Consider the following 13,242-nt stretch of genomic DNA (forward strand, 5'->3'; position numbering starts at 1 on the left):
GAATTCTCGAACAGTGTTTAGAGTAATTGGGGAGATTGTGATGACCAGTGCGTTATACTTTGACGGTGTGAAAACGGAGCGCGACACATTCGAGCATCGTGCGAAATGTTTTGCGACCGTCTTGCAAAACTACGGCGTCGGCGAAGACGATGCGGTTGCTGTGCTCATGTATAATGACCTGACATATTTGGAAATCATCGAAGCTTGCCGTTATGTTGGCGCGTATTATGTGACTTTAAACTGGCATAGTTCTGCCCGCGAAATTCAACTTATTCTTGAGGACTCAGAGGCGAAGCTGGTGGTTGGGCATTCAGATTTGACGGAGAAGCTGACCCCTGAAGTTGGCGTCACTGTTCCGGTGCTCAGCCTGAAAACACCTGCTGCCCTGACATCATCTACGCCCGAAAAATTCTTACCTAAGGGACAAGGAGATTTGATCGCATTGATGGAAGCTGCATCGCCGATTACAACTCCGCCGCTGCGTTTTCGAAGCCTCTTGGCTTACACATCGGGGAGTACAGGCCGACCGAAAGGCATACGCCGCGACGTCGATCTTAGCCGTCCTGATACATATGAGACCTATAAAGCGCTGGCGGTAATGTTGTTAAAACTTGCGCCAGGGGATCGATTTTACACGGCGGCACCGCTTTATCATAGCGCCCCAAATGCGTTGTCTAACTTCACAATTGCTGTCGGATTCGCCGAAATTTACATCGCCCCGAAGTTTGACGCGGAAGGCTTTCTTGCCGATGTGGAACGCTTTGGCATCACCCATTGCTATATTGTGCCGACAATGATGGTGCGACTGTTGAAGCTACCCGAAGACGTTCGCCGGAAGTATGACACGTCAACGCTTCGCTTTGGTATTTCGACAGGCTCAGCCTGGCCGCGAGATGTGAAAAAGGCGATGATTGAGTGGTTTGGCCCGATATTTTACGAGTCATATGGAGCCAGTGAAATTGGTTTCATTACCTTGATATCATCTCAAGAAGCGCAGCAGAAACCTGGTTCCGTGGGGAAAATCCTAGAAGGTGGTTCAATCAAAATCCTTGATGATGATGGTGTCGAACTCCCTGTGGGCGAAGCTGGGTCGATCTTTGTTGATCTGCCGCAATTCGGCGACTTCACCTATTCGAATTCGGAAGGTGATTTGAAAGGGCAACGTTACGGCAAACACGCAACCGTTGGCGATATCGGCTATCTAGACGAAGACGGTTATTTATATATCAGCGACCGCAAGAAGGACATGATCATTTCTGGCGGCGCGAATATTTTCCCTGCTGAAATTGAGGCCGCTTTGATTGAAATGCCCGAGGTCTTTGACTGCGCAGTATTTGGCGCGCCCCATCCTGAATTTGGAGAGAGGGTCGTCGCCGCTGTGCAATGTCGCCCAGGTCATGTCGTGACATTGGAGGCCATTCAGGATTTTCTTGGGCCGCGAATGGCTAAGTTTAAAATTCCACAACACATGGATATTCACGACGCGTTACCGCGCGAAGATAGTGGGAAAATCTTCAAACAACGACTGCGCGCCCCTTATTGGGAAGGGTTTGGACGTCAAATCTAATAGCTTTGACATCGGTGGTTTTTGCCACGACAATGAAAACTGCACGTGCATAAATGACCTCAATGGAGCCTGTCTTGGAGCCGCAAAATTACAAAGCCGAAGAGCTCTCCAAACGGGGGCAGCGCCGTATTCGTCGTAACCTGCTGGAAGCCTTCCTAGATGCCTGCAAAGCGCATGGTGCGAAAACGAAAATTCTCACGGACGGGGACGGTCGCGTCTTTACCTATGGCGAATTGCGCCAAGCTATTTTTGGATTGTCCTCGCCATTGGAGCAGGCGACGGAAGACGATAGCAATATCGGCATTTTCCTACCAACGGGTGCGGGTGCGGTTATTGCTTTGCTGGCGGTACATGCGGCGGGGCGTACCCCAGCGATGCTCAATTTCTCTGCGGGCATAAAAAATCTAAAAGCGGCCGTTGCGACAGCTCCATTGAAAACCGTCGTCACCGCGCGCAAATTTATTGACATTGCGGGTCTGTCCGCCTTGATCGATGAACTCTCAGACGTCGTGACCGTTCTCTATCTCGAAGATTTAAAAGAAGACATCGGCACCAGGGGTAAAATCCGCGCTGTCATGGGTCCAATTTTTCCACGCTTATTCATCGGAAACGCGAGCCATGACGAAACAGGCGTCATCCTTTTCACATCTGGTACGGAAGGGAACCCGAAAGGTGTGGTTCTAAACCATTCGAATATTCTCGCAAATTGTGAACAAATCGAAGAGCATATTGACCTCGAACCGACAGATATATTCTTCAACCCCCTGCCGACCTTTCATTGTTATGGCCTGACCGCAGGGACGCTTTGGCCAATTTTTAGTGGGCATCCCGTTGTTTTGCATCCGTCGCCTTTGCAGACAAAAACGATCGCCAAACGTATTTTCAAAACCAAATCCACCGTCTTGTTTGCGACCGATACGTTCCTCCAGCAATATATGCGCGCGAGTGCCGATGGTGGCTTAAACTCCTTGCGCATTGCGGTTTGCGGGGCTGAGCGGGTCCGCGATGAAACGCGCAAAACGGCGGAGCAACGCTTCTCGTTTGAGGTCCTCGAAGGTTACGGTGTTACGGAATGTGCGCCCGTTTTGGCGGCTAATCAGACGGGCGATATTCGCTCTGGGACCATCGGGAAAATGCTGCCAGGAATTGAGACGCGGCTAGAACCTGTCGAAGGTTTGGAAGACGCGGGTCGTCTTTGGGTGCGCGGTCCAAATATTATGAAAGGCTATATTTCGCCGGATAACCCGGGCCAAGTCACGCCTTTGGTCGACGGTTGGCATGATACGGGTGATGTGGTGTCTGTTGATGATGAAGGCTATTATATAATTCGCGGACGGCTAAAGCGCTTCGCAAAAATCGGCGGCGAGATGGTGTCGCTTACTGTTGTCGAAAATTGTGCGTCCGCCCTGTGGCCTGATAATATGCATGCCGCAGCCATTGTGCCTGATCCACGACGGGGTGAACAAATTATATTGGTCACTGATCATCCCAACCCAAAGCGACATGATCTGCTGACCTGGGCCAAAACTCATGGTGTGCCAGAAATCGCCGTCCCGAAAAAAATTCTTTCGGTAGAGACAGTGCCTGTATTGGGCACAGGCAAGCTAGATTATCTCTCTGTGACATTGGTCGCGAAAGAAGCTCTAGGGGTGAAGGCGTAACTAGGCTGGCCGTTAAACCCCAAATGGATCATCAATAGATTTGGACAGTGGCGAGAACAGGACTGGACCTCTCTCGCTCATATAGAGGCAGTCCTCTAGGCGAACGCCAAATTCACCGGGCAAATAGATACCAGGTTCATTCGAAAAACACATGCCAGCGGCTAGTAGCGTTGTTTCGCCCCGCACAAAATTTACGGGTTCATGTCCGTCCATCCCAATGCCGTGACCCAAACGATGCGTGAGGCCCGGCGCGGCGTAATCAGGGCCGAAACCTTCGGCGGTGTAATAGGTGCGCACAACATCATCGACGCGACCAGCGGGTGTGCCGAGCGTCGCCGTTTCAAGTGCCAATTCTTGCCCGCGTTTCACTGTGTTCCAGACCTTGCGTTGCTGCGCATTGGCTTCGCCCATGACCCAAGTACGCGAGATATCGCTCTCATAATCATGCACGCTCGCGCCGCAATCCATCAAAATCACCTCGCCTTCCTTGACGGTGTATTCGATATCACTGCCATGCGGGAAGGAGCTGGAGGGTCCGACAAGGCACATGGAAAACTGGACGGTAGCTCCCAGTGCGCGTGTCGCATCGCTCATCATTTTTGAAATGTTGTGGCGCGTCATGCCGACTTCGACCTGCGGATAGATATGACGATAAGCGGCCATCGTCACGTCATTGGCCGCTTGCATCAACGCGAGTTCGGCGGGCGATTTAAACATGCGACACCCGCGCGTTATGGGCTGTCCAGAGACGAGGTCGACGCCAGCATTTTCGGCCTTTAAACCTGTCGATATGAAATTACGAACCGTCTCTTCAACGGCAATGGGTTTGCTGAGCGCATTGTTTTCGCGCAGATAATCCACGACCGATTTAAACGGCGATTCATCCTCATGCCACGTGCGCACATCATCCCCAAGTGTCAGGCTTTCGCGAATGGAGGGTTCTTCAAAGAAGGGTGTGATGATCGCAAAAGCGTCCGGTCCGCCATCGGCAAGCAAAACCGCGCCCGTGAAGCGCTCAGACCGCCACCAGCGAATACCTGTGAAATAAACGAGTGATGATCCCGCCTCGAGAATTAACGCGCCTATGCCCCGTTCACGCATAAGGCTTTGAGCCTTGGCTATGCGGGACTTGCGTTCCGCGACACTGATGGGCTGGGCATTCGTCGTTAAAGAGGTGAGGGAGGGGGGTGTCAGCGTGTTAGCAGGTGGATTTTGACAGCCGACCAAAGACGAGAGCCCTAAAGCGCCTGCGCCGATCAGCATTTCGCGTTTCGAGACTTTTATCATCTTACCTCAATCCTCAATTTACCGTCGCTTAACTTACCGCCGCTTGCGTTTATGTTTTGCGCCGCGGGATTTGTGTCCGCTGGCACTGCGGTGATTGCGTTTCGGTGGTTTTCCTTTTTCGGGTTTGCTGATCATTTTGAACATCAACCCACCCGTCACAGGCGTGGCCTCTTCGAGTTCGACCTGAACGGCACGACCAAAGCGGTAAGTGTTTCCGCTTTCTGTGCCCACCAAAGAGCGGGTTTTCTCATCAAATTGAAAAAACTCATGGCCTAATCCGCGTGCGACGATCAAACCATCTGCGCCTGTTTCATCGAGCGTGATAAAGAGGCCAAAATTTGTAACACCTGTAATCCGCGCGCCAAATGTTGCGCCGACGCGGTCGGCCAAATAGGCGGCGATATAGCGGTCTTTGGCATCGCGTTCGGCTACCATGGCTTTGCGTTCTGTCGCAGAAATATGCTCGGCAATTTCTTGCAAGCGGGAGGCGCTTTCTTTGTCCATACCGTCGTTGCCGAGATTGAAGGTATCGATCAAAGCGCGATGAACAATCAAATCGGCGTAACGGCGGATGGGCGACGTGAAATGTGTGTAGTCCGTCAGGTTGAGGCCAAAATGACCACTCTTATCTGTACTATAAACGGCTTGAGATTGGCTGCGTAACACGGCCATGCCCACGGTTTCGGACAGGTCTTTTTTATCCGCTTGCGCGAGAAGTTTATTGAGGCGAGACGTCGTTGTGCGTTCGCCCATGCTAAAGCTCATGTCCAGCGCAGGGAGGAAGTCGACCAAGCCTTTGAGCTTTTCGCCCGATGGCACGTCATGGAACCGTACAACGGCCGGCGTCTTCTTTTCCGCCAAACTTTCGGCGGCGCAAACATTGGCCTGCACCATAAACTCTTCGATTAGCTTGTGCGCGTCGAAACGGTCTCTAACTGTGATACCTGTCACTTCGCCTGCTTCATTGATATGGACGCGGCGCTCAGGCAGCTCGATCGCGAGTGGGGCGCGGGCTTCGCGGCCTTTGAACAATGTGCCATAGGCGGCGTAGATATCTTGCAGAATGTCTAGCACGGGTTCAGCGGCTTCGCCGGCATTCCCATCAAAAGCTTCTTGGGCTTGTCCATACGTCAGACGTGCGTGACTGCGCATCATGCCACGTTTGAACGTGTGCTTGCGCTTCACCCCAGTTTTGTCGAACACCATGCGAACAGCCATACAGGCGCGGTCTTCATTTGGTCGTAGAGAGCAGAGGTCGGACGACAATTCGTGTGGCAGCATCGGAACGACAACGTCAGGCAAATAAACGGAGTTGCCGCGCTCGCGCGCTTCCTTATCGAGCTCCGAGCCTGGCGTGACAAAAGCGGCCACATCGGCAATCGCAACCCAGCAGACCCAACCTCCTTTATTGTCATCAGACTTATCCGGATGCGCAAAAATCGCATCATCGAAATCCTTGGCATCAACGGGGTCGATGGTGATGAGCGGTAGATCACGCAAATCTTCGCGCGGGCCTTCAATCTTTGGCAGTTTAAGGGCTTTGGCCTCTTCTATTACGGCGTCTGGGAACTCCACGCGAATATCGTTTTCGTGCAGACTTATGAGGGAGGCCGCTTTGCCACCTTTCGCCGATCCAATGATTTCCGTGATGTTGGCGATACGCAAGTCGCCTTCATTTCGGCGGGAGCTTTGGAACCAGACCAAATCTTGGTCTTCCGCGCCTTCGGGGACTTTGGCAGGTTTGTAATCGTGACGGGCTTTTTTCGACACAGGTTGGATTCGCCATCCCCGCCCGCCTTTATAAAGTACGCCGAGGTTGGCGGTCGGTCCCGAACCAAGTTTTTTCATAACGGTGGCGACGGCATCGCCATTGTCGCGCACTTTGATGCGACACAGCGCGCGGTCGCCGATTTTCAACGTGTCGCGCGTGTCGCGGGTTTTGCGCTTCTTATCACGATTGGCCGTGTCAAAAATCAGAAGTTGCGGCGGGTTACCATCGCCTTTCCAGTTTTCGGGTTCACCCATCAGGTCCCCGTCATCCAAACGTGTGGCTTTGATAACCATGACGCCGGGCAGGGCGTCGGTTTCCCGATATGTCTTTCGATCCGATTTTTTGATTACGCCGTCTTCTTCCATTTTACGCAAAAGTTGGCGGAGTTCGCGGCGATCATCCCCTTTGACGCCGAGGGCGCGGGCGAGTTTTTTATTGTCGTAAAAATCAGGGCGAGCTTTGATTTCGTCAAGGATATTATGGCGGGTAAGTTTCATCTTGCGGCCTTCGGCTTCTAGAAAGCAAACGTCAAGGTGGCGGATTAGTTGCAGAGCATTGGCATATCCAATGTTTAGCGGGTGCGATGGCCCTATTTCAACATACTCATCAGCGCCTTATCGAAGGCCTTGTCGCTCATCCAGCGGCGCATGAAGAGTGTGGTTCTGGCCATTTTTCCTGCGGCGTAGCGCGTCTTGGGCTTCTTGCTTTTGATGGATTTTAGGACGACGTCTGCGATGACTTGTGGGGAATTGCTGGGCGCGCCTGTATAATATTTTTTGTTGCCACTCTCGATGGCGACGGACAGCGCCTCATACGGCCCGCCTTTTGAGAGCTCGACCATGGGCCCGGCCATGACATCGCTGAATTCTGTTTGGATCGCGCCAGGTTCAATGATTGTGACCTTGATCCCGAATTTTGCTGTTTCGACGCGCAAGCAATCGCTCCAGCCTTCGAGGGCATGTTTCGTCGCGTGGTACCACGCGCCGAGTGGTGTGTAGACCTTGCCGCCGATGGAGGTGATATTGATGATATGGCCGCCGCCTTGCTCTCGCATGTGCGGCAAGAGTTTCTGTGTCAGACTCGCTAGTCCGAAAAGATTGACGTCAAATTGACAGCGCGCGTCGGCGATGGAGACTTGCTCAACCGCGCCATAAATCGCGTAGCCAGCATTGTTTACGAGCACGTCGATTTTACCTTGCTCTGAGAGAATGCGGGCCACGGCGGCTTCGATTTGGACTTCATCGGTGATATCCATGCCGATGACGTGACCACCCATTTGGACGAGATCTTGCATGTTCTCAACACGCCGCGCCGCGCCGTAGACGACATAGCCTTCGTTGATCAGCGTTTTTGCTGTATACTTTCCCATGCCGGACGACGCGCCAGTGATCAGAACAATTTTGGTCATGGCGGGTCTCTTTCGTTAAGCGGTACGGTAGCTAAGCCTTTGGAGCCGCCTTTTTGGCAGCGGGTTTTTTCACCGCTGTCTTTTTCGCGGCAGGCTTTTTTGCAGCAGGCTTCTTTTTGGCCGCAGGTTTCTTTTTCGCCGCCGGTTTTTTCTTAGCGGGCGCCTTCTTCTTTGCAGGTTTTTTCTTTGGGGATTTAGCTTCTTTTTCTGTGATATATTGGACAGCCATTTCAACTGTCACCTCTTGGGGATCCTGCCCTTTCGGAATGGTCGCGTTGACTTTTTCATATTTCACATAGGCGCCATATTTGCCCTCCATGATTGAGATGGGTGTCTCAGTCTCTGGGTAATTACCTAGCTCTTTCAAGACTTTACCGCCGCGTCCTCGACCGGGGTTTGCACGTTTGTCCGCAATGCGAGAGACGGCTTCGTTCATGCCAAGCGTGAACATTTCGTCGGTTTCTTTGAGGCTCACATAGGTCGTGTTATGTTTGATGTAAGGCCCGAACCGCCCCAAAGCTGTAATGATTTGGTTTCCGTCTTCGGGATGGCTGCCAATCTTACGGGGCAGGTTGATGAGCTTGAGACCTTTCTCCAGATCCATTTCATCATAGGGCCAAGTTTTGGGCAAGCTGGTCCGCTTAGGTTTCTTCTCGGTTTCCATTTCCACATAGGGACCGAAGCGACCTGTCTTCAGGACAATATCTTTTTCGGTCTCAGGATGCTGACCAAGGATTTTGTCTTCGGCGGTTGAATCGGGCGCGTCGCTACCGAAAGGACGCGTCATTTTACATTCTGGATAGTTTGAACATCCCACAAATGCGCCAAATTTACCGAGTTTCAGCGAGAGTTCGCCGTCTTCACATTTTGGGCATTTACGCGCTGGGGTGCCATCTTCTTTCTCTGGGAAGACAATAGATTTCAGAGCAATATTCAACGCGTCGAGAACATGGGTCACGCGTAATTCTTTAGTGCCATCTACTGTGGCGGAAAATTCGTTCCAGAAATCGTTCAGAAGCGTGAGCCAATCAAGTTCTCCTGCTGAGACCTTGTCGAGCTGCTCTTCCATATCCGCTGTGTAATTATACTGGACATATTTGGTGAAAAAATTCTCGAGGAAGGCTGTAAGAAGTCGGCCTTTATCCGATGGTGTGAACCGACGTTTGTCGAGTTCCACATAGCCGCGATCTTGCAAGACTTTCAGGATGGATGCGTAAGTTGACGGGCGACCGATGCCGAGTTCTTCCATGCGTTTGACCAGGGACGCTTCTGAATATCGCGGCGGGGGCTGCGTGAAATGCTGATCTGCTTTGACGTCGGACTGTTTGACGGATTGTCCAGATTCGACAGCGGGTAGATCATTGTCTTTTTCGTCACTCTCGTCTTTCTTGGCCTGTGTCTCTTCATAGAGTTTCAGGAAGCCATCGAAGCGGACGACTTGGCCAGTGGCGCGAAGGCCCACCGTTTTCGCGTTATCTTCGATCGTGACAGTGGTGCGTTCCAATTTAGCGGAGGCCATCTGAGAGGCCATGGCGCGTTTCCAGATCAGCTCATAAAGCTTCTTCATGTCGCCTGATAAATTTAGCGAATCTGGCGTACGATCAAAGCCAGTCGGGCGAATGGCTTCATGAGCCTCTTGGGCGTTTTTGGCTTTGGTTTTGTAAACACGATGCTGACCTGGCAAATAGTCTTCACCATATTCGTTCTTAATCGTGGCGCGGCAATCGCTGATAGCTTCGCCGATCATCGAGATACCATCAGTACGCATATAGGTAATGAGGCCGGTGGTCTCGCCGCCGATGTCAACACCCTCATAAAGGCGCTGCGCTGTTTGCATGGTTTGTGTGGCCGAGAAGCCAAGTTTTCGTGACGCTTCCTGTTGCAAAGTTGACGTCATAAATGGCGCCGAAGGATTTCGCGTCAGCGGGCGAGCCTCCACATTGGTTATCGACAGCGAAGCAGCATCAACGGCGGCTTTGGCTTTCGTTGCTAGCTCTTCATTGTTCAATGAGAATTTGTCGAGCTTATCACCGTTCAAGGTAACCAGGCGGGCGGGGAAGTTACCTGTGCTGGCGCTCATCAGGCCCTCGACGGACCAATACTCACGGGCGTCGAATTGTTCGATCTCTGTTTCACGTTCTGTGATCAGTTTCAGCGCAACAGATTGCACACGTCCCGCGGACCGCGCACCTGGCAGCTTGCGCCACAATACAGGGGACAGGGTAAAGCCCACGAGATAATCCAATGCGCGGCGCGCAAGATAGGCATCGACAAGTTCTTGATCGAGCTGACGCGGATTGGCGATGGCTTCGGTTACAGATTTTTTTGTGATCGCGTTAAAGACGACGCGCTCGACAGGTTTGCCTTTGAAAGCCTTTTTCTTGGAGAGCACTTCCAAGAGATGCCACGAGATGGCTTCACCCTCTCTATCCGGGTCGGTTGCGAGAATGAGCTTGTCGGCATTGCCGAGCGCGACTTCAATGTCCTTGATCCGCTTCTTGGATTGCGTATCGACATTCCAGCTCATAGCGAAGTTATTTTCGGGATCGACGGACCCGTTTTTGGACGGAAGGTCACGAACGTGACCAAAACTCGCGAGGACCTTATAGTCTTTCCCGAGATATTTTTCGATGGTTTTGGCTTTGGCCGGGGACTCGACGATGACGAGGTTCATTGCAGTCTCTATTTTAATAATGTCGCGCGGCCTTGGGCGAGGGGCCAAAAAAAGTCAACAGCGACCCGCAACTCTGGCGTTTGTGACCAAAAAGTTGACTAAAAAATGGAACCTTTTTTCCTACAATACGTTGATTAAATGTTAGAGGTTACAACTTAAGCGGGAATAGGGAGGATTATTTATGCCCACTCAGAATGAGTTAGCTGAAACATACGCCGCGGACCGACATGATACTAGTCAGATAAAACCGGACGATGCTCTTATCTACGTCATGGATTTGCTGGAGGAATTGCAGGCGATATCCAAGTTTGGTGGGATGGAAGCTCTCTCTGAGGATATTGCGGCCGTCATCGCGAAATATGTGCCCTAGTCTCGATTTTTATTGCCTTAGATAGGTAAAACTCACGATAGGCTAAGGCGGCCATCAGGTTCGACAGCGGCATCACCATTGAGTTCTATTTCCATAAGCGCAGCAGTCACGATTGGTAGTGGCAGGCCCGAGGCGCGAATAATATCATCTCTGGGCGTTGGAGTTGGAGATAAAAGGCGCCTCACGACGATGATGGCGGCCTTAATGTCTGCTTCGGCACGCGCAGCGTCGAACGGTGCAGGCGTATAATGGGATTTAGGTTCTTGTAGACCCAATGACCTCAAACTTTCCAATACCGATATGACATCCCCCGCATTTTCAATCAGATGCGCGCCGTCGCGAATAAGTCGATTGCAGCCTTTTGTGCGAGGGTCGAGTGGCGAGCCCGGCGCGGCCATGACTTCGCGGTTCTGTTCTAATGCATAGCGTGCGGTGATGAGAGTACCCGACCGCTCCGCTGCTTCAATCACAACAACGCCTCGTGAAAGCCCTGAGATGATCCGATTGCGTCGTGGGAAGTCACGAGCCGTCGCGCGATAACCGAGGGGGCTTTCGCTGACGATCGCTCCATTGCGCGTCATATTTGCGTGTAGGTCGGCGTTCTCTCGTGGGTATATGTGATCCACACCGCCGCCCAAAACAGCCACTGTGCCTGTTTCAATAGCGCCATGATGGGCTGCAGAGTCGATACCGCGTGCAAGGCCTGAAACAATTGTGTATCCCGCGCGTCCGAGCTCCGCTGCTAAGTTCCCCGCAAAGCGTTGACCAATGGCCGAGGCATTTCGCGAGCCTATAATTGCCACGCAAGGGCGATGTAACAGGTCGAGACGACCTAAGACCGATATAACGGGAGGCGGGGGATCAAGCGCGCGAAGATAGGCGGGATAATCTGGCTCAATCGCACATATCAGGCGCACGCCCATTCTGTCGGCATAGTCCATTTCCGCTTCCACCTGTTGGGCACTGGGCGGACGGATTTCTTTTTTGCGGATGAGTGAAGGTAATTCCTCTAACGCGGTTCTGGCATCGCCAAAGCGATTGATTAAATCCCGAAAGGAAACGGGTCCAACATTTTGCGTGCGGATCAGGCGCAGCCAATCTCGACGTTCGGTAAAACTCAGTTCGCGGGGCATCGCGGGGACCTAGCCCTTCTGGCCAATCTTGGTTTCTACGCCGCGCCGCAGTCGATCAATATTTTCACGGTGGCGCCAAATGATCACAGCCGACATGACCCCGACCATAACACCTGCACCTTGCGGGAGAAAAACGATGGCCACGATCGTGCAAACAACGCAGGCAATCAATGCGCCGAGTGATGAGTATTTGGAGATGAACGCGGTAAAGAGCCAGACCCCAGCCGCAACCAAGCCCACAGGCCAAACTAGGGCAAATAGGCCGCCGAAAAAGGTCGCAACACCTTTCCCGCCTTTGAACCCAAGCCAAATAGGGTAGCAATGGCCTATCAAGGCGGCGGCGGCGGCGGCGTAACCAAAGGGCACACCAAGCCAGTTTTGTACAAACCAACCTGTAAGGCCGGCTTTTGCCGCGTCCAAGATAAGGGTTAGTGCCGCAATGTCTTTTCGACCCGTACGCAATACATTGGTTGCGCCAATATTTCCTGACCCGATCTTACGGATATCTCCCTGTCCCGTAGCTCGGGCCAAAAGTAGGCCAAACGGAATGGATCCGGCCGTGTACCCAATCACAAGCGTAAGAATCCAGTAGATGAAATTTGGGTCGGTCATGACGGCATGGTGCCGCAGCAGAGCAAGGCTGTAAAGCAATGTCCCGCAGAAGTTCGCGTGACATTAGGTGAGACTGTGAGTTAATTAGATATTGCAGATGAGCGCATGTACGCTCGATCGGGTTACTGTCCCGTGTATTTGCTGGCGTCGCCATCTGGGCCAAGATTCATGACGTAAAACTGACCAAATTCGATGGTTTGTTTGGCGCGCGCCAGGTTGAAGTTTATCTGAGTTTTGTCGACGGAAAAATCGCGGGCGGCTTTGCCTGCCACACTGTGCAGTTTCCACTCTGTGCCTAGGTCGATCCGTTCTTCAAAAACGGAGTCATAAGGTTCGACATTTCTCTGAATAGCGACACTGATGTCACCCGTATCTTTCCCTTTTGGAGTTTTGGCGGTGCGCGCCCAGAAGGACATTAAAATTACATCGTCTTTGTCGATGGCTGTCGTCATAGGAATGCGTGTTGCTGTGTCCCACGGGTTTGGCTTTTTTTTCTTCACCGTTACGCGGTATGCCATACCGCCAGGGGCACCTTCCGATTTAACGATGGCGTCTTTCTTGTCTCCACCATCTGTTCTCCACTCAATATCATAGGGGTTATTGATAAGGGTGCCTGGAAGTGATGCGTTCAGAGCAGCGAGGGCTTCCGCCATTTCGTCTTGAGCCTGTGCGTCAGTGGCGGTTCCGAAAGCTAGCAGTGCGGCAGCAGACAGAGTGAAAAAAGTGCGCTTCAACATCGAAACATCTCCCCAAATCGTT

General features: G+C 52.2%; 10 protein-coding genes. 3 read left to right on the top strand and 7 right to left on the bottom strand.

Annotation, left to right across the window (positions count from 1 at the left end; genetic code table 11):
- Positions 1-40 precede the first annotated feature (40 nt).
- On the top strand, positions 41-1,567 hold the full coding sequence (locus IE073_RS01210; protein ID WP_189580227.1) for an AMP-binding protein: 1,527 nt from the start codon (positions 41-43) through the stop codon (positions 1,565-1,567).
- 53 nt (positions 1,568-1,620) lie between these two features.
- The gene (locus IE073_RS01215; protein ID WP_233349704.1) at positions 1,621-3,228 is read left to right on the top strand and encodes an AMP-binding protein; all 1,608 of its coding nucleotides are present in this window, start codon (positions 1,621-1,623) and stop codon (positions 3,226-3,228) included.
- A gap of 12 nt (positions 3,229-3,240) precedes the next feature.
- Here IE073_RS01215 and IE073_RS01220 read toward each other — a convergent pair whose 3' ends face one another.
- The 4 genes from IE073_RS01220 to topA all read right to left on the bottom strand — a co-directional run bounded on the left by IE073_RS01220 (position 3,241) and on the right by topA (position 10,368).
- Complete coding sequence (locus tag IE073_RS01220; protein WP_189580233.1) at positions 3,241-4,515, bottom strand: M24 family metallopeptidase; 1,275 nt, start codon at positions 4,513-4,515, stop codon at positions 3,241-3,243.
- A gap of 33 nt (positions 4,516-4,548) precedes the next feature.
- Complete coding sequence (rnr, locus tag IE073_RS01225) at positions 4,549-6,783, bottom strand: ribonuclease R (RefSeq protein ID WP_189580236.1); 2,235 nt, start codon at positions 6,781-6,783, stop codon at positions 4,549-4,551.
- A gap of 92 nt (positions 6,784-6,875) precedes the next feature.
- Complete coding sequence (locus tag IE073_RS01230; RefSeq protein ID WP_189580239.1) at positions 6,876-7,694, bottom strand: oxidoreductase; 819 nt, start codon at positions 7,692-7,694, stop codon at positions 6,876-6,878.
- Between the two features lie 31 nt (positions 7,695-7,725).
- Positions 7,726-10,368 carry a type I DNA topoisomerase gene (gene topA / locus IE073_RS01235; protein ID WP_189580242.1) on the bottom strand — a complete coding sequence of 881 codons (2,643 nt, stop codon included), beginning with the start codon at positions 10,366-10,368 and terminating at the stop codon, positions 7,726-7,728.
- Between the two features lie 181 nt (positions 10,369-10,549).
- On the opposite strand from topA, the gene IE073_RS01240 reads away from it, so the two are divergent.
- The gene (locus IE073_RS01240) at positions 10,550-10,738 is read left to right on the top strand and encodes a hypothetical protein (RefSeq protein ID WP_189580246.1); all 189 of its coding nucleotides are present in this window, start codon (positions 10,550-10,552) and stop codon (positions 10,736-10,738) included.
- 32 nt (positions 10,739-10,770) lie between these two features.
- Here the strand turns inward: IE073_RS01240 and dprA are convergent, their stop codons facing one another.
- From dprA to IE073_RS01255, 3 genes are all read right to left on the bottom strand, one after another.
- Positions 10,771-11,871: a DNA-processing protein DprA gene (gene dprA / locus IE073_RS01245; protein WP_189580249.1), complete on the bottom strand. Its 1,101-nt coding sequence runs from the start codon at positions 11,869-11,871 to the stop codon at positions 10,771-10,773.
- Between the two features lie 9 nt (positions 11,872-11,880).
- Positions 11,881-12,483 (bottom strand): glycerol-3-phosphate 1-O-acyltransferase PlsY, encoded by a 603-nt coding sequence (gene plsY / locus IE073_RS01250; RefSeq protein WP_189580253.1) that lies wholly within the window; start codon positions 12,481-12,483, stop codon positions 11,881-11,883.
- A 122-nt stretch (positions 12,484-12,605) separates the two neighbouring features.
- Positions 12,606-13,220, bottom strand: coding sequence for a carbohydrate binding domain-containing protein (locus IE073_RS01255; RefSeq protein WP_189580256.1), 615 nt, complete (start codon positions 13,218-13,220; stop codon positions 12,606-12,608).
- Between the last annotated feature and the right edge of the window lie 22 nt (positions 13,221-13,242).

The sequence above is a fragment of the Litorimonas cladophorae genome, from assembly GCF_014652455.1.
Classification (GTDB): Bacteria; Pseudomonadota; Alphaproteobacteria; order Caulobacterales; family Maricaulaceae; genus Litorimonas; species Litorimonas cladophorae.